Origin of the sequence: Chitinophaga filiformis, assembly GCF_021646545.1 — a bacterium.
Taxonomy (GTDB): domain Bacteria; phylum Bacteroidota; class Bacteroidia; order Chitinophagales; family Chitinophagaceae; genus Chitinophaga; species Chitinophaga filiformis_A.
Genome location: NZ_JAKIRP010000015.1, coordinates 49078 through 67940 on the forward strand (window position 1 = coordinate 49078; position 18863 = coordinate 67940).

The 18863-nt window shown below is 46.9% G+C and carries 12 protein-coding genes; 9 read left to right on the forward strand and 3 right to left on the reverse strand.

The features are described 5' to 3' along the window. The first annotated feature begins 21 nt into the window (after positions 1 to 21). Positions 22 to 918 carry an aldo/keto reductase gene (locus tag L3C95_RS27415; protein ID WP_236392826.1) on the forward strand — a complete coding sequence of 299 codons (897 nt, stop codon included), beginning with the start codon at positions 22 to 24 and terminating at the stop codon, positions 916 to 918. A gap of 2 nt (positions 919 to 920) precedes the next feature. Here L3C95_RS27415 and L3C95_RS27420 read toward each other — a convergent pair whose 3' ends face one another. Then, on the reverse strand, positions 921 to 2483 hold the full coding sequence (locus L3C95_RS27420; RefSeq protein WP_236392828.1) for a S41 family peptidase: 1563 nt from the start codon (positions 2481 to 2483) through the stop codon (positions 921 to 923). A 360-nt stretch (positions 2484 to 2843) separates the two neighbouring features. Between L3C95_RS27420 and L3C95_RS27425 the strand changes: the two genes are divergently transcribed. The 5 genes from L3C95_RS27425 (at position 2844) to L3C95_RS27445 (ending at position 11912) form a co-directional block, all read left to right on the forward strand. Beyond that, the gene (locus tag L3C95_RS27425) at positions 2844 to 5132 is read left to right on the forward strand and encodes a GH92 family glycosyl hydrolase (RefSeq protein WP_236392830.1); all 2289 of its coding nucleotides are present in this window, start codon (positions 2844 to 2846) and stop codon (positions 5130 to 5132) included. 127 nt (positions 5133 to 5259) lie between these two features. Then, positions 5260 to 6087, forward strand: a complete 828-nt coding sequence (locus tag L3C95_RS27430; protein ID WP_236392833.1) for an N-acetylmuramoyl-L-alanine amidase — start codon at positions 5260 to 5262, stop codon at positions 6085 to 6087. 17 nt (positions 6088 to 6104) lie between these two features. Next, positions 6105 to 6860 carry a hypothetical protein gene (locus tag L3C95_RS27435; RefSeq protein WP_236392835.1) on the forward strand — a complete coding sequence of 252 codons (756 nt, stop codon included), beginning with the start codon at positions 6105 to 6107 and terminating at the stop codon, positions 6858 to 6860. 382 nt (positions 6861 to 7242) lie between these two features. Continuing rightward, a complete protein-coding gene (locus L3C95_RS27440; protein ID WP_236392836.1) occupies positions 7243 to 10458 on the forward strand; it encodes a SusC/RagA family TonB-linked outer membrane protein in 3216 nt (1071 codons plus the stop codon). Positions 10459 to 10481: 23 nt separating this feature from the next. Continuing rightward, positions 10482 to 11912: a SusD/RagB family nutrient-binding outer membrane lipoprotein gene (locus tag L3C95_RS27445; protein WP_236392838.1), complete on the forward strand. Its 1431-nt coding sequence runs from the start codon at positions 10482 to 10484 to the stop codon at positions 11910 to 11912. A gap of 234 nt (positions 11913 to 12146) precedes the next feature. On the opposite strand, the gene L3C95_RS27450 is transcribed toward L3C95_RS27445, so the two are convergent. Beyond that, a complete protein-coding gene (locus L3C95_RS27450) occupies positions 12147 to 12932 on the reverse strand; it encodes an SDR family oxidoreductase (protein ID WP_236392840.1) in 786 nt (261 codons plus the stop codon). Between the two features lie 79 nt (positions 12933 to 13011). Beyond that, positions 13012 to 14136 (reverse strand): acyltransferase family protein, encoded by a 1125-nt coding sequence (locus L3C95_RS27455; protein ID WP_236392843.1) that lies wholly within the window; start codon positions 14134 to 14136, stop codon positions 13012 to 13014. Between the two features lie 132 nt (positions 14137 to 14268). On the opposite strand from L3C95_RS27455, the gene L3C95_RS27460 reads away from it, so the two are divergent. The 3 genes from L3C95_RS27460 (at position 14269) to L3C95_RS27470 (ending at position 18666) form a co-directional block, all read left to right on the forward strand. Continuing rightward, positions 14269 to 15294 carry a LacI family DNA-binding transcriptional regulator gene (locus L3C95_RS27460; protein WP_236392844.1) on the forward strand — a complete coding sequence of 342 codons (1026 nt, stop codon included), beginning with the start codon at positions 14269 to 14271 and terminating at the stop codon, positions 15292 to 15294. A 1059-nt stretch (positions 15295 to 16353) separates the two neighbouring features. Then, positions 16354 to 17520, forward strand: coding sequence for a galactokinase (gene galK / locus L3C95_RS27465; RefSeq protein WP_236392846.1), 1167 nt, complete (start codon positions 16354 to 16356; stop codon positions 17518 to 17520). A 78-nt stretch (positions 17521 to 17598) separates the two neighbouring features. Next, a complete protein-coding gene (locus tag L3C95_RS27470) occupies positions 17599 to 18666 on the forward strand; it encodes a UDP-glucose--hexose-1-phosphate uridylyltransferase (RefSeq protein ID WP_236392848.1) in 1068 nt (355 codons plus the stop codon). Positions 18667 to 18863: the final 197 nt, after the last annotated feature.

Sequence of the window (18863 nt, forward strand, 5' to 3'; positions counted from 1 at the left end):
AGAAATGCTTAAATTAGGACCATGAACTACAATATTCTTGGCAACTCTAATCTGGACATCTCCGAGATCGCATTTGGCTGTATGTCTTTAGGCAATAATGCTGCGGAAAATGAAAACCTGATCAACCAGGCATTAGACAAAGGGATCAACTTCTTTGATACGGCAGACCTGTACCAGCATGGTGAAAATGAAGTACAGCTGGGCAGGGCATTGAAAGGCCGCCGTAGTGAGGCCATCATTGCCACCAAGGTGGGAAACCAGTGGAGAAGTGATGGCAGCGGGTGGGACTGGAATCCGTCGCCGGACTATATAAGGAAAGCCGTAGATGATAGCCTGCGCCGGCTGGGAACGGACTATATTGATCTGTACCAGTTACACGGCGGTACCCTGGAAGACCCTATTGATGATATTGTTGCAACCTTTGAACAGCTGCAGAATCAGGGAAAGATCCGCTACTATGGCATCTCTTCCATCAGGCCGAATGTGATCAGGGAATATGTGAAAAGGTCTAACATCAGCAGTGTAATGATGCAATATAGCCTGCTGGACAGAAGGCCGGAAGAAGAAGTATTCCAGTTGCTGGAGAAGAACAACATTGGCGTACTGGCAAGAGGAAGCGTGGCCAAAGGATTACTGGCGGGAAAACCGGCAGAGGCCTATCTGAATTATAGCGCAGAAGATGTGAGCAAGATGGCGAAGGTAGTGGCTCAATTTTCCGAAGATAAACGTACACCGGCGCAAACTGCTATTTGTTATGTACTGGGAGAACCGGTAGTGAGAGCGGCCGTAGTAGGAATAAGAACGCTGACGCAATTGGAAGAGGCGGCAGGTATGCCTGCGACCACCCCGCTCACGTCAGCGGAAAGAGTGTTGTTAGGGTACGAGCTGGTCGCCAATTATTACGACCAGCATCGCTGATATTATTGAATTCGTTTACCTATGCGATAATCCACCATCCCGTTGAAGCGGGGAGAGGCGATAGATGACTGGATAGCGGCACGCTGATTAGCAGTAGTTTCTGTCAGCACACGTGCGTTGGCAGATGTTCTGGCAAAGCTGCCTGTAGTAATATAGTTGAAGATCCTGTCCAGGTTCTCGTCATCATTCCTGTATCCCCAGGGCACATTGATATAATCATTCGCCAGCTGGTCAGGCGCTATACCTGTGTAATATCCGCCTACATGGTTGGCATTCTCCGTAGCAAAGTTGATCGCATACAGGTCTGCCAGGTATTGCTTGGTATGGGTGCTGTCATATTTTGAGATGTTGAATGTGATAAAACCTACCGGCTTACCGTAAGTAGTATCGCCCACCAGTTTCACATTCATATATGGCAGCAGGTTGTTCAGCGTCAGTTCGCTGGCAGAGGCCGTGTGAGATCCTGTGATGAAGAACACATTGTTCAGCGCCAGACCGCCGGTAAGACCCGGAAATTTGACGCTGGCTTCCAGTCCCGTACCATCCAGATCGGCCGTCAGCTTATTATTGTACTGATAGTAATACATCGTCTTGCCGGCCGCAGCAGCCGGAGCGATAGCGCTGTCCAGGTACTCTGCCGTGGTAACAGAACCTCCCTGGTTGTAGCGGAGGTCCACTATCAGGTTGGTAATGCCTGCTGCTTTAAATTTGCTGAAAACGCCATCCAGCTTACTTTTTGTCAAAGTAGCAGCCCCCTGGGTATTGTAGGTGTTGGTAAAGGTGTAAAAGACAAAGTAGCCTACTTTCTGATTGTTCACTGTGTAAACAGTGTCAAACAATACAGGGTTGATGGTGAAAGTGCCGGACGTGAGACTATAGGTGGCCTCGGCGCCTGTTACTGCCTTTTTAACTTTGAGCGTTACAGCAGTGGAATAGTAAATAGCATTGGTCACTTTAGAGACGTTGGCACCATTGGCACCGTCGTAGCTGATATTGGTATCTCCGTTCACGGCAATGATCTCATCGCCGCGGTTCAGCCCCTTCTGGCCGGCAGGAGAGTTCTTATCTGCATACACGATATACAGGTAAGATTTGGTGCCGTCAGACGCATAGCTCACCTCCATGCCATAGTTCCCCGTAGCGCTTATTTTATTGAATGTCTCTGAAAGGCCGTTCTGCAGTGAACTGGATAAGGAGCCCGTACGGTCCAGGAAACTATAGCGGTCCAGTACGGCACCCCCACTGCTTTTGGAATATGTTTTTATGGTGTTCAGCAGATCATCAGCAGTAGCATAGGTGCTGCTGGAAGGATCAAGCTGCGGTACCTGGTTGTACCAGAAATATGTTGGGAGGTCGGTGGTTTTGTTGCGGCCCCCGTCTACATATGTCACCTGCATGATGCGGTACATGAGATATTTGAGGGAATCTTCATCTGACACTACTGAGGAGGAAGTTGGCGTAGTATTGTCTACTTTGTTACTGTCCTTACGGCAGGCGCTGATTACAGCACTGCAAAGAACACCAACCACGACCATTTTCATGGCTAGCGTAAAATGTCTATTCATATGTTCATGTTCATTTAGGTAATTGACTTGTAATGGGACTTGAGAACTCTAAAGTGATTTGACTCGAACTAATTTAAAACGGCAGTTTGGCATCTTCTCGTATAAAGAAACATCACATGGCCTCTTTTCGTCTGTCAAACAGCAAAATCTATCGTTTGACTGCAAAAATTGGGGCAAGTTTATTCTTGCGGTTACGAACATATTAGTTTTAAAATAAAGATGGCATTCTGAGGTGCAAAGCTAAATCAATTAAGCCTCTGTGTTGGTCACGGTTTCGCCATTTTAAAAATTAGACATTTACTTTTCGCCTGAAAAGCTATTTTTACAGACTTAACAGCTAAAATTCCATTCAGTCTCAACATGAAAAGAGTTATTCTATCCGCCCTTATGCTGGCTTCCTGCTGGGTAAAGGCGCAAACCGTTAACAGCGTAACCGATCCCGTAGAATGGGTCAACCCGCTGATGGGTACCGATTCCAAAGGATCCCTGTCTACAGGTAACACCTATCCCGCTATCGCCACTCCATGGGGTATGAACTTCTGGATGCCCCAGACCGGTAAAATGGGAGACGGTTGGGCTTATACCTATGATTCTGATAAACTGCGCGGTTTTAAACAAACCCACCAGCCTAGCCCATGGATTAACGACTATGGCCAGTTTGCTATCATGCCGGTAACCGGGAAGGTAAAGTTCAAGGAAGATGACAGGGCCAGCTGGTTCTCTCATAAAGCCGAAGTATCCAAGCCATATTATTATAGCGTATATCTGGCTGATCATAATGTGACCACCGAGATCACGCCTACGGAGAGGGCAGCGGCTATCCGTTTTACCTATCCTAAGACCGACAGCGCTTTCGTAGTGATCGACGCGCTGGATAAAGGATCTTACATCAAGGTATTGCAGGCGGAACGTAAAATTGTGGGTTATACCACCAAAAACAGCGGTGGCGTACCATCCAACTTCAAGAACTATTTCGTACTGACTTTCGATAAGCCATTCACTTATGTGGCTACCTTCAAAAACGGCGAACTGAAAGCCGGCGAAGCGGAAGCCCAGGACAAGCACGTAGGCGCTGTGATCGGTTTTGCTACGGTGAAAGGAGAGATGGTGAACGTAAAAGTAGCGTCTTCCTTTATCAGTCCTGAACAGGCCGAGCTGAACCTGCAGAAAGAGATCGGCAGCAGCAACTTCGACGCTGTTAAGGATAAGGCGAAAGCAGCGTGGAATAAAGAGCTGAGCCGTATCAAAGTGGAAGGCGGTACTTCTGACCAGACACGTACCTTCTATTCCTGCCTGTACCGTGCTATGCTGTTCCCACGCAAATTCTATGAATATGACGCGAAAGGCGCCGTAGTGCATTACAGCCCTTACAATGGTCAGGTACTGCCGGGTTATATGTTCACTGACAATGGTTTCTGGGACACTTTCCGCGCTGTATTCCCTTTCTTCAACCTGATGTACCCGACTATGAATGCGCACATCATGGAAGGTATGGTAAATGCATACAAGGAAAGCGGCTGGTTGCCTGAGTGGGCAAGCCCTGGTCACCGTGACTGTATGATCGGTTCCAACTCTGCTTCCCTGATCGCAGATGCTTACTTAAAAGGTGTGACAGGTTTCGACGTGAACACTGCTTATGAAGCACTCCTGAAAAATGCAGATAATGCTGGTCCGCTGACCTCTGTTGGCCGCGCTGGTGTGAAATATTACAACGAGTTGGGATATGTGCCTTACGATGTGAACGTGAACGAGAACACGGCACGTACACTCGAATATTCATATGACGACTTTACCATCTATAAACTGGCGAAGGCGCTGAAACGCCCGGCCGCTGAAGTAGAAAGATTTGCTAAACAAGCCCGTAACTACCGCAACGTATTCGATCCTGAAACAAAGCTGATGCGTGGTAAGAACAAAGATGGTAAGTTCCAGACACCTTTCAATCCTTTCAAATGGGGTGATGCGTTCACAGAAGGTAACAGCTGGCACTATACCTGGTCTGTATTCCACGACGTTCAGGGTCTGATTGACCTGATGGGTGGAAAGAAGATCTTTGCCGATATGCTGGACTCTGTATTTGCAATGCCGCCGGTATTTGACGACAGCTACTATGGTGGTACTATCCATGAGATCCGCGAAATGCAGATCATGAACATGGGGCAGTATGCACATGGTAACCAGCCTATCCAGCACATGATCTACCTGTATAACTATGCGGGTCAGCCGTGGAAGTCGCAGTATTGGCTGAGGGAAGTAATGAACCGCCTGTATTCTGCTACTCCTGAGGGGTATTGCGGTGACGAGGATAATGGTCAGACCTCTGCCTGGTATGTATTCACGGCTATGGGCTTCTATCCTGTTTGTCCGGGTACACAGCAGTATGTAGTAGGTGCGCCTTTATTTAAAAAGACCACTGTATCACTGGAAAACGGCAAACAGTTGATCATTAACGCTCCTAAGAACAGCGAAGCAAACCGTTATGTAAAAGGTATGACCTTCAACGGTAAGCCATATACCAACAACTGGCTGGATCACAATGCGATCATGAAAGGCGCTACCATCAATTTCGATATGGATGCAGTGCCTAACAAGACCAGAGGTACCGCCGACAAGGATGCACCTTATTCCCTGTCGCAGGAACTGAAATAATAAGTATATCGGTCCGCAGACTGATAGCAACATATACGAACAACAAAGCCCGGCTCGTTTTAAAGATGCCGGGCTTTGTTGTTAATTAACGGATAATCATTAAATTAAGATGCCAAAGATGAACGCAATGAAACCATATCCACGTTTAATGTTATGGGTAATGGCCGCAACCATATACAGTTGTGCGCCTAAACCTTATGCAACGACCAACAAGGTATACCGTCAGCAGGCAAAACAATATGCCAGTACGCTGAGAGTGGAACCTGCACCGGTACCTGCAAACGGCGCTCCCACAGCAGCGAACTGGATCGGCACGACGAATTTTAATATGCGGAAGCCTAACTATGTTATCATCCATCATACAGCACAGGGCTCCTGCGATTCTACTTTCCGCACCTTCACCCTGCCCCGTACACAGGTAAGCGCACATTATGTGATCTGTGGCGACGGGACGATCAATCATATGCTGAACGACTATCTGCGTGCCTGGCATGCCGGCTTGTCCAAATGGGGGAATGTAACCGATATGAACTCCTGCTCCATCGGAATTGAGCTGGATAATAACGGTCTCGTTCCATTTCAGCCGCAGCAGATCAATAGCCTGCTGGTGTTGCTGGATTCCCTGAAACACCGGTACAACATTCCGGCGGCCAATTTCATTGGCCATGGAGATATTGCGCCCAGCCGTAAGGTAGATCCCAGCGTTTATTTCCCCTGGCAGCAGCTGGCGGAAAAAGGCTTTGGCCTATGGTATGGAGATACTTCAAAGATCATCCTGCCGGTAGATTTCAGTAGTAAACAGGCGCTGCGTATTGTTGGATATGACACCCGGGATACGGCAGCTGCTATAAAGGCCTTCAAAAGGCATTTTATTCCTGCTGATTCCACCACCGGTGTTGATTTGAATGAAGGGGAGAAGAAGATACTCTTCAGTCTCATGGAACAAAGTGAATAACCGTTTTAATTAATGTTATGCGATCCTTGTCTCTTAGCCTCTGCTGTCTTTTATGTATACTCATCTCTCCTGTATTTGCCCAGAAAGGGGAGTGGTATACATTTACCAACGGGAACACACCGGTTTGTTATCTGAAGATCGATGATCATGAACTGATTGTAGGGAATACCGCCACTCCGTCCCGGCAGGTAAAGTTAGCAGGGGCACCCGGCAAGGGGAGCGGTGGGGAAGAACGGCTGGAAGTGAGGCGGGTCTTTGATAATGGCAGGATGTATACCATACACCTGTCGGATGATAACGTCTATTTCTGCACTACATTCCAGTATTTTAAGCACCAGGATTCCCTCGTGATGTTCTGTGCAGACGGTGTAGACAATGGATACAGGACGATGCAGGAAGCATTGGCTGCCATTAAAAAAGATACGGGTTCCCATTTCAGCATCACACTCTATAAAAAGGAGCAGCTGGATGCGCTGAAGAGAAAACCATCTATTACAAAGGCTACGGAAGAAGAGTTCAGCGCTGGTCTGGAACAGTTTACGCGAAAAATGGACCAGTTCTGGCAGTACCGGGGATACGGCAGGTATGAGCCTTATTATTCCTGGATGAACCTGATATATGGTAATGCCTTCGCGGACGCATTCCGTGATAAATTCAATCCCATAACCCTGGACGCGAAGAATCTGAAAGACCCCATATCGAAGTACAGCACGAATCCGGCTGTGAAAAAACAGCTTGAGGACGCAGGTTTATTGCCTGCGGGCGATCACTAGGTACTTATTTCTCCTCTTACTGATAGTATTTAAACAGAAAAGAATATTATTCAGCCTATTAAGTCTACTTGTTTTGTAGATTACTAAATGTATGTTAATTTTGGCGCTGTAATTAAACGCCAAACATTAAATGCTCATAGCCTATATGTTCAACAGGGGTACAGCAGCAGAAGTCTGTAGTAAATCAGCCGAAACCATGTCCTGGTGTTGTACCGGCATGCATTGTTCTTCTTACATGTGCATGTAAAGCCAGCTTTCAGATAATTAAATAAATACATCACCAACTAATCGTCGTTGCTGCAGGTCGTTGCCTGGCAGATGGAATTTTTTTGTCCCGACAGATCAGGAAACCATTCTTAAAACATTCTGTAAATCTGATACAATGATCAAACAATTAAAAACAACAGCTGGTATACTGCTGTTCGTGTTACTGGGCCTGCAATGGGCACAGGCGCAGGATAACAAGGTATCCGGTGTTGTGACTTCCCGCTCCGATGCGCAGCGTATTCCAGGCGCGGTCGTTTCTATCAAGGGAACGAACCGTGGTACAAACACAGATGCCGATGGTAAGTTCTCTATCACGGCCAAACCGACTGACACACTTCATTTCTCTTTCATAGGTTATAATCCGGTAGATCAGGTAGTAGGTACAAGTAAGGTGATCAACATTGCGCTGGAAAGTGCAGAGAGCCGCCTGAACGAAGTAGTGGTAACCGCGCTGGGCATCTCCAGGGAAAAACGTTCCCTCGGTTATGCCGTACAGGAGCTGAAGTCGAAAGACATTGCAGAAGCCAAAGAGACCAACATCGTAAACGCACTGGCAGGTAAACTGGCTGGCGTGACTGTTACTAACAGTCAGGGTAACCTGGGGTCTTCCCGTATCATTATCCGTGGTGAAACTTCCATCGCTGGTAATAACCAGCCACTGTTCGTCGTGGATGGCGTGCCGGTAGATAACAGCCAGCTGGGTATTGGTACCGGCCGAGACTTTGCTAATGCCATCTCCGATCTGAACCCGGACGATATCGAATCGCTGAACGTTCTGAAAGGTCCTAACGCGGCCGCATTGTACGGTTCACGTGCAGCAGCAGGTGTACTGGTTATTAAGACTAAAACAGGCAAGACCGCGAAGGGCATGGGTGTAACCCTGAATTCCGGTGCTACACTGGAAAGTGTACTGGTACTACCAACTTTCCAGAATGTATTTGGTCAGGGTACAGGTGGAAAGTTCTCTTATGTAGATGGTAAAGGTGGTGGATTGAATGATGGTGTAGATGAAAGCTGGGGACCAGAAATGGATGGCCGTCTCATTCCACAGTTCTTCTCTAATGGTCAGCCTGCGCCATTCGTACCGCATCCTAACAACGTAAGGGACTTTTATGAAACAGGTTATACGCTGAACAACGGTGTTTCTGTTGGTGGCAGTAATGAGAAACTGGATTACAGGTTTTCCTTTAATAATACCAAACAGACAGGTATCCTGCCTAATACAGGGATTAGCCGTAACTCATTTACGCTGAACAGCACTTACCGTCTTACGCCGAAATTAACGATCAGCACTTTTGCCAATTACACTAAAGGTGGTGCTGACAACCTGCCCGGTGTGGATGGGCGTCGTGGTAACAGTGTGACCTTACAGTTTATCTGGTTTGGTCGCCAGGTAGATACCCGTCTGCTACGCAACTACAAGAATGCGGATGGTACAGACTATAACTGGAACCATAGCTACTACAGCAATCCATACTGGATCCAGCATGAAAATACTGTAGGGCAGGCACGTAACCGTTTCTTCGGAAATGCCCGTATCTCTTATGAGATCACCAACTGGCTCTCGGCTAACCTGCGTGTGGGTACAGATACTTATAATGACAAGCGTAAGTATAAAATAGCTTTCTATACAAATGGTACGCCTTTCGGTTCTTATACTGAAGACAACTATGTGGTATCAGAAACGAATATTGAGTTTACGCTGAATGCAAAGAAAAAACTGAACAGCGATTTCTCTATTGATGGATTGATCGGCGCTAATGAGCGTACTAACCAGTTCGAACAGAACTATCAGCAGGCGCCAAGGCTTGCGGTGAAAGATGTATACACGCTGAACAACTCAAGAGATCCCCTGGTTTCTACCAGCTATTTCACCAGGCTGAGGGTTTACAGTGCGTTCGCGTCAGCACAACTGAGCTTCCGCGATTGGGCATTCGTCAACGTCACTGCGCGTAACGACCGCTCGTCTACCTTGCCTGCCGAGAACAACTCTTACTTCTATCCTTCAGTGAATGCGAGCGTTGTGTTGAGTGATGCATTGGATATCAAGAGCCCTGTATTGTCCCTGCTGAAGATCAGAGGTGGATGGGCACAGGTGGGTAAAGATGCGGATCCTTATCAATTGGTTAATACTTATCCTTTCAGCCAGCCATTCAACGGCAATCCTTTGCTGACTGTGAATGATAAATTCCTGAAGAAAGATCTGAAACCGGAGATCACCCGGGCAACGGAAGTGGGTGTGGAAGCAAGTTTCCTCAATGACCGTATCCGTACAGACATTACCTATTATACTTCCAGCAGTTATAACCAGATATTGCTGGCTGACGTAAGTGCTACTACCGGTTATCTGAAAAAACTGCTGAATGCAGGTAAGATCAACAACAAAGGTGTAGAAGTAACACTGGGCGCTACGCCGGTATCAACCAAATCAGGTTTCCGCTGGGACGTGAACTTCAACTATGCAAAGAATGTGAGCAAGGTGATAGAGCTGGATAAGGAAGGTTTGTTGAATGACTATATACTGGGTAGTTCCGGCAACATGCAGGTATTGGCCAGCAAAGGCAAACGTTATGGTGCATTATATGGTACAGCGTACAGACGTGATGCACAAGGTCAGATCATCGTTGGTCAGGATGCGACCGGCAAGTCGACTGGTCTGCCACAGGTAGACGCTAACAAAAAAGTACTGGGTTACTATACACCAAAATGGACAGGTAGTGTGAATAACAACTTCTCCTTTAAGGGCATTACACTGGGCTTCCTGATCGATACAAGACAGGGCGGTCAGATCTGGTCAGGTACTAACGCTACCGGTATTTCCACCGGTGTGCTGGAATCAACATTGCCGGGTCGTAATGAACAATTAGGTGGTTTGCCATATTACTACGCGGATAATATTACCAAAAACGGTGCAACCAGGTTGGCGAGCCACGATGCAACAGCGCCAAAAGGAGAGACGGTGTATCATGATGGTATGATCTTCAATGGTGTAACAGCGGATGGTAAGAAAAATGAACAGATAGTATCTGCACAGCAATATTATAAATCTGCTTATGGTAGCACTATTAATGAAAGCAGTGTATTTGATGCATCTTTCATTAAGCTGCGCGAAGTAAGATTAGGATATACACTGCCACAGGAGCTGACCCACAAATGGGGAATGCAGGCGGTAAGCCTGACGGTTACGGCGAGAAACCTCTGGTACATCGACAAGAAGGCGCCTAACATTGATCCGGAAACAGCGTTCAACACCGGCAACGGCCAGGGACTTGAAACCTTACAGATCCCGACAGTACGCAGCATGGGTGTCAATCTGCGCGTATCCTTTTAATGAACACAGTAAAAGCAGTAATCATGAAATTAGCTAAATATATATTAGGTCTTGGCGTTGTAGCGGCTTTGCTGAGCAGTTGCACAAAACAGCTGGAAGACATCAATAAGAACCCGAATGAATCGGAGACGGTGGAGCCAGACTACCTGTTGAGTAATGGCATCAAAGCGAATGCAGATACTTATTGGGGAACTGATGCCACCATGGAAACCAGTCTGCTCTATGTACAATACTGGGCGAAGATCCAATACCCTGATCCGGACAGGTACATTCCTGCTTCCACCAATATCCAGACAGTATGGAACAACTTTTATGCGCAGGGCATAGCAGATTTTACAAAGCTGGTACAGCTGGGCGATACGCTGCATAACCCAAATTATAAAGCAGTAGGTCTTATCATGCGTTCCTGGATCTTCCAGGTGCTGACGGACCTGTATGGCGACGTGCCTTACAAACAAGCCGCGCAGATAGAGCAATACCTTACACCTGAATATGATGCACAACGTGATGTTTATTTAGGTCTGCTGGCTGAACTGAAGACAGCAGTGGAATTGATCAACACAACGGGTAATCCGATAGCAGGTGATCTTATATACAGCGGAAGTATGGCAAAGTGGAAGAAGTTCGCCAATTCCCTGCGTCTGCGTATCGCATTGCGTATTTCAGACCAGGAGTTCGATGCAGCGAAAGCTGTGTTTGACGAAATCGGCGCTGACGATAATAATCTGATCATTGACAACAGTGATAATGCGAAGCTGACCTATCAGCCATCTCCTTATCAGAATCCGGTGGCGAGGAACAGGGAAACCCGTAACGACTACAGGATCAGTAAGAGTATGGTAGACAAGCTGAATGAGCTCAATGATCCCCGTCTGACTATTTACGCAGCACCAGCAAGAGATACCAATAAGATCATTGGTGTGACCAACGGTTTGACCGCCGATTCAGCTTCACGTCTTGGTTTTAACAAGACTTCTGATGTAGGCGCGGTATTCACCGCTACATTGGCGCCAGCAGTATTTTTCAATGCAGCAGAGTTGTGGTTCATCAAAGCAGAAGCTGCACAGCGGGGTTTACTGTCCGGCAATGCCGCCACCCTGTATGCACAGGCTGTGACCACTGCCATGAAGCAATATAATGTGAGTGATGTTAGTATCGCAGCCTATCTGGCACAGCCTTCTGTGATCTATGATCAGGCTAATTTCAAAAAATCTATCGGTGAGCAGAAGTGGCTGGCCCTCTTCAGCGAAGGACTGGAAGGTTTTGCGGAATGGCGCAGACTGGATTATCCGAAGTTACCACCGGCTTATACCGGGGTATTGGGTGGTAAGATACCTTTGAGATTAACGTATCCATCTTCCGAGCAGGCATTGAACGGAGTTAACTATAAGGCGGCAGTAGCCAACCAGGGTGCTGACCAGCTGACTACCCGTTTATGGTTTGACAAGGAATAACATATAGGCGGGGACAGTTTTCCCGCTTGCGTAAATGAATTTCCGTTTTTGCTTTACAGATTGATGCGGGATTGTGCAGTTTTGTAATATCAGATACACACTTGTTCAATTTGTAATAGTAAAAAGTGATGAATTAGGCCCCGGTTTTTGCCGGGGCCTTTACTTTATAAGCTCTTGTTTGTTCTGTTCTAAGGTGGATATCTCACATCGGATGCAGTGAGATTAGTCCGAAGTTTACAACACAGGTGTTTTTCCTCCATCTACGCAGAGGTTAGTACCGGTAATATACCCAGCTGCCGGCGTGGCCAGGAAAGCTGCAGCGGCGGCAATCTCTTTTGGGTCAGCAAAGCGTTTCATTGGTATCTCATTCAGCAGTTCCTCTTCGATGGTAGCTACGACGGTATTGCGTTTGGCGGCGTTCTGCTCCAGGATGGCCTGCAGGCGGGCGGTATTGGTCGTGCCAGGCAGGACATTGTTCACCGTAATGCCATAAGGCGCCAGTTCGCTCGCCATAGTTTTGGCCCAGTTGGCCACAGCTGCACGGATGGTATTGGAGACGCCCAGGTTCCTGAGCGGTGCTTTTACAGATGTTGAAATAATATTAATAATGCGGCCATAGCCGGCGGCGGTCATGCCGGCTATGACTGCTTGTACAAGTATGTGATTGATGACCAGGTGTTGCTGGAAGGCATCTGTGAATTCGTGAATGTCAGCCTCCATTACAGGGCCTGTTTTAGGACCGCTGGTATTGTTCACCAGGATATGCACAGTTTTTTGTTCTGTAATATGCTGGATGGTTTGTTCTACCTGCTGCGTATCCCTGAAGTCGGCTACTTTATAACTGTGTTCCTGTAAATGATCGGTAGCAAGTGTGGTCACAACGGCTTTGAGCGTATCCCTGTTCCTGGCCACCAGGATGCATTCGGCACCTAATGCGGCCAGTTCCCTGGCTGTAGCTAATCCTATACCCTGCGTGCTCCCACAGATAACGGCGGTTTTCCCCTTTAACGATAGTTCCATACTAATAGATAACTAATTATTACACAATGATCTGCAAAAGCCGTTGTCGCATTATTCAGCTAAGATAGGATATCCTGATCTAAACACGTATGTATATACGCTTTTTATCAAGTATTTTGCCAACTGACCAGCAAAGCAGCATAAATACCAGGGCGAACAGTAAGGAGCCTGCTTTGCCGGGAAGTATAGCCTGGAATATGTAAGTGTTGATCCATCGGTGTACACTTATATTGCCTGCCTGGAAGAAGTAGAGGAAAATAACCAGCACTTCAGACAGTAAATAGAGGAACAGCGGGTTCTTGCCAAAAACGGTGAAGAAACCTGTCCAGCGCTCCTGTTTTTTATGGTCGATCACATAGATCAGTACCGCGAGGATCAAGAGGTCTATTCCTACGGTATATAGCACGTAAGAGCTGGTCCAGAGCTTTTTGTTGATCGGGAACACGGTACTCCATACCAAAGCCACCAGTATCAGCAGGCCGCCCATCTGCAACAGTCGCTTACGGCCCACCGCTGTCTTACCATATTCCTGGATAAACAGGCCGGTGTAATAACCTGCAATGACATTTACAATGGCCGGAAGCGTGCTTAGCAGTCCTTCGGGATCGAATGCAATACCTTCACCATGATACAGGTGACTGTCGCCCAGTACCAGTTTGTCAAACAATATCGCTGCATTGCCGGTCAGACTGTAAGGATCTGCCGGATTGCCGAAGAAATACATAATGGCCCAGTAGCCCAGCAGCAGTAGTGCGCTCACGGCCCATACCGCCTTTTTAGGCAGGTAGTGGATCAGCAGGGAGGCAAAGCAGTAACAAAGGGCGATACGTTGCAGTACACCGAGGATACGGGTGTCTGAAATGGGTATAAATTCCAGGCCGTTAGCGGTATGGCGTACAAAGGGCAGCCAGTACATCAGGTAACCCAGCAGGAAAATAAGGATGGTGCGGCGGAAGATCTTTGCCAGCACAGTTTTGTTGTCCAGCTCTGCAAATTTCCGCATACTGAAGCTCATCGCATTTCCCACAGCAAAAAGAAAGGAAGGGAATACCATGTCGGTCGGTGTGCAGCCATGCCATTTGGCATGGTTAAGAATGGAATAGGCCGTGTCCCATCCCGGCGTATTCACAATAATCATAAAACATACGGTCAGTCCCCTGAAAACGTCCAGCGGCAAAAAGCGCTGTGGTGTAGCTTTGCTCATAGTCATAGTTAGTTACCTGGAAAATAGAAATTGGTTGCCTATAAATATAATACAACCATTTTACTACGCATAGCCAGAAATTTTAGCGTATCCGGAATGATTTTTTTACTTTAGTGGTAAAGCTACCCCTTGTTGAATAATAAAGTCACCATAGCAGACATCGCTAAAGAGCTGAATTTAACGGGTGCTACTGTATCCCGCGCACTGAACAACCGCAAAGGTACCAGTGAGGAAACACGTAAACTGGTGCAGGCTGCTGCGGAAAAAATGAATTATAGGCGGGACAGGATCGCCTGGTCGCTCAGATCGGGACGCACCAATATCATTGGTGTGATCATTCCCAGTGCAGAAATAAACTTCTTCGGATCCGTTGTACATGGTATTGAAAGCATGGCGAACCAGCACGGTTACAATGTGCTCATTTACCAGTCCAACGAGCAGCCGGAATATGAAAAGAAGGCCATCGAGACCTTCCTGAGTACCCGTGTGGATGGTATTCTGGCGTCCATTGCCAAAGAGACCATGGAGTTCAGCCACTATCTTGAGATCAAAGAGCGGGGCGTACCACTGGTATTTTTTGACCGTGCTAATGACAGTCTTAATATTCCCTCCGTCGTAGTGGATGACTTTAAAGGTGCTTATTATGCTACTGAGCACCTCCTGAAGCAGGGTTACAGGCGTATTGCACATATCGCAGGGCAGCAGCATCTCAAGATCTTCAAGGATCGTCTTGAGGGGTATAGAGCTGCTTTGGCAGATAATGGTGTTGCCGTCGAGGAAGAGCTTGTTTATTTCGGTGATGTTTCTATTAATGCCGGCCGTCAGGCTATCCAATACCTGCTGGCTTTACCGCAACCGCCGGATGCCGTCTTTGCTGTAGAGGATTTCACAGCTTTAGGGGCGGTGAAGGAATTGAAAGATAAACATGTTGAAATTCCAGGGGCTTTCGGTGTTATCGGGTTTGCGAATGAATCTTTTGACGAGCATATTACTCCGAGTCTGTCGAGTATTGATCAGCAGACTGTCGAGATGGGGAAGGAGGCGTTCCGCCTGCTTATGGAATTGATCGAGGGTAATGGTGTTGTTAGTCAGCAGACGCGGACAAAAGTTGTGCTGGAGCCTGTGACGCGGTTTCGGCAGTCTTCTCAGAAACAGTGATCTTCTCTCTCTTAGTTATAGGGCTTCCGCTTTCTTTAATGACTTTTTGTGATTATTGTGAAGGACGTACCGGCAGCGAGCAGTATGGGCTTGCTGGCTGAGTTCTTTGAAGTCTCTTTCTATTGAAGGAATAGCAACGTATTTAGCTTTGGATCTCGATTAAATCCCTGGTGGGTCGTATTTGGCATACTTCAAACAACGGAGGCCAGCAATCTCCATCTGCTGCTGCCTTGTGCTTCAGGCTTCCGCTTTCCTTATTGACGTTCAATTATTATTGTGAAGGACTTACCGGCAGCGAGCAGTATGGGCTTGCTGGCTGAGTTCTTTGAAGTTTCTTTCTATTGAACGAATAGTAACGTATTTAGCTTTGGATCTCGATTAAATCCCTGGTGGGTCGCATTTAGCATACTTCAAAGAACTCAGCCAGGGATTCCACCTGACAGCCGCGTATCGATCTCTTTTGCGAGTACAGAGAGCATTTAAAACAATAAATCCGCAGCTCCCCACCCAAGCATGGATAACATATGTAAGGAATCGCTAATGACTATCCTTACCAATACGCACCGGAACAAACCCGAAGCTTGCAAAATTGAAAGTAAACGATTACATTTAATGTCTATTCCACATCCTTTTTTCTATACTGCGTTGTTTATCAATAATTTATTGTAAAAACTGCCAATAGGTTAAGCGTACTGCACCGTAATTTAGAGAGAAGTATTGTAATCGTTTACGTAAATCATTTAACTTTGAGAATTATTCCACATAAATAACAATTCCATGAGCAAATCCACGGTCAGATTTTAATGTCAACAGGGTTTCTTCATCATTAACAATACAGTTTACAGATGAAACAGAACAGCCGACAATAGACAGCCTGTTTAATAGGGCCGTCAGCTGGTTTGTATGGAATATGGCCCACATCCGGGCGAGTGGTGGTAAGTTTCACGGCATCTTCCAAAGGATGGAAAAACATTCAGAGAGGAGGAAGTTACATCGATTCAAGCTTTGACGGGAGCGCAATCTCCCATTAGTATATCAACAAATTTAAAAAAATACACAGTGGAGCAAGCTAAATTAAACGCCTTTTCCCAGCAGCATTTTGACCAGGAACCAATTATGGTAAGAGCGGCAGGGCGTATTAACCTGATCGGAGAGCATACCGACTATAATAACGGGTTTGTATTGCCCGCTGCTATAGACAAAGCCATTTACCTGGCTATTGTAAAACGTAATGACAATAAGATCATCTTACATGCACTGGATGTAAATGATAAATATGAAGGTACACTGGACAAAGTAGTACCAACTGCGCAGCAATGGCCTGATTATCTGCTGGGTGTAGTACAACAGCTGCAACAGGCGGGGCATATCATTGGCGGATTTGAATGTGCTTTCTGTGGAAATGTTCCCCTGGGCGCCGGCCTTTCATCCTCCGCTGCACTGGAATGTGCTACTATTTTTGGACTGAATGAACTCTTCGGACTGGAAATAGGCCGCAGAGATATGACGCTGCTGGCACAGGCTGCAGAGAATCACTTCGTAGGTGTGCGTTGCGGTATCATGGACCAGTTTGCGAGCATGTTCGGTAAAAAACAACAGCTGATCAAACTGGATTGCGCTTCACTGGAGTATGAATATATTCCTTTCAACTTTGACGATGTAAGCCTGGTACTGCTGGATACACAGGTAAAACACTCCCTGGCATCCTCAGAATATAATACCCGCCGCGAAGAATGTGAAACAGGCGTGGCGTTGATCAAAAAACATCATCCGCATGTGAATAGCCTCCGCGATGCCAATATGGATATGCTGGATGCTTATGTGAAAGGACATAATGCAACTGTATACAACCGTTGCCGTTATGTAGTGGAAGAAATACAGCGTCTGCAGGATGCATGTGAAGATCTGCAGCGTAATGACCTCCATGCATTTGGTAAGAAGGTGTTCGCTACACATGAAGGACTGGATAAGCTGTACAATGTGAGCTGTCCTGAACTGAACTGGCTGGCAGAATTTGCCGCAGGTCAGCAGGGAGTGCTGGGCGCCCGTATGATGGGTGGCGGCTTTGGTGGTTGTACCATCAATATCGTGAAGAAATCGGCAGTGCCGGCATTGCTGGAAAAAGCAGCAGCGGGTTATGAACAACAGTTCAAGACTCCATTGAAAGCATATGTTACCAGCATTGAAGATGGCTGTCGTACGGTGAATAATTTAGTTAACAATTAAGCTCTGATGTAAGGACTGGTCCTACACCTTATCCAGGGCCAGTCCTTCTTTAAGTATTCTGATAAATGTTCCGAGAGAATGTCTGAAAATACCTTTGATCTAACAGCGCATCCCCATACCCGTTTAAATATTCTGACAGGAGAATGGGTATTGGTATCTCCTCACCGTTCCAAACGTCCGTGGCAGGGAAAGGTGGAATCACCTTCGCTGGTACAGCGTCCGGCTTATGTGGAGGATTGCTATTTATGTCCGGGCAACACCCGTGCCGATGGAACTAAAAACGGGGCTTATACCGGTCCTATTGCCTTTACAAACGATTTCTCTGCCTTACTGGCCGATACGCCACAGGGAGGCGAGAATGAAGACGGACTGCTGGTAGCGCGGTCACAAAAAGGCATCTGCCGTGTGATCTGTTTCAGCCCACGTCATGACCTGACATTACCTGAAATGGAACTGCCGGATATCCGTAAAGTGGTAGACCTCTGGCATACCGAACTGGAATCGCTGGCAGCAGTACCTTTCATCAAGTATATACAGATCTTCGAAAATAAAGGAGAGATCATGGGATGCAGTAATCCGCATCCGCATGGCCAGATCTGGGCGTCTGAAGATGTGCCGATGGAGATCGAAAAAGAAACACGCCAGCAGCGTAATTATTATCAGCAGCACGGTCGCAGCCTCTTGTCTGCTTACCTGGAGAAGGAGCTGAAGCTGGAAGAGCGTATCATCGCGCAGAATGAACATTTTGTAGCACTGGTACCTTTCTGGGCAGTATGGCCTTATGAAGCCATGATCATCAGCCGCCGTCATGTACAGCACCTGCTGCAATTCACGCCGGCAGAACGTGATGGACTGGCAGCTATCCTGAAAGAGCTGACCACCAAATACGATAATCTGTTTGAAACATCATTCCCTTATTCGGCAGGTATGCACCAGATGCCGTTTAATGACGGCGACAGCCATCCTGAATGGCACTGGCATATGCACTTCTATCCGCCATTGCTGCGCTCTGCTACCGTGAAGAAGTTTATGGTGGGATATGAGATGCTGGCGCATCCGCAGCGGGATATTACACCGGAATATGCTGCCGGACGGTTAAGAGAACTACCGGTAGTGCATTATAAAAAAGCAGGGGTGCCTGCATAGACTTGTTTTTTGTTTATTCTTTTTTTGAACCAAAATGTGCAAGGGCCGCTTTTTAGCGGCCCTTTTAATTAATTAAATTTAACAACAGCGGGTGTTGGATATGAATACACTTATGAAGCCTTACTAATAAAACAAAGCGAAGGATGATAAGCCGTTACCTCTTGCAGCACAATACAACAAACGGCAGTACTATAAAG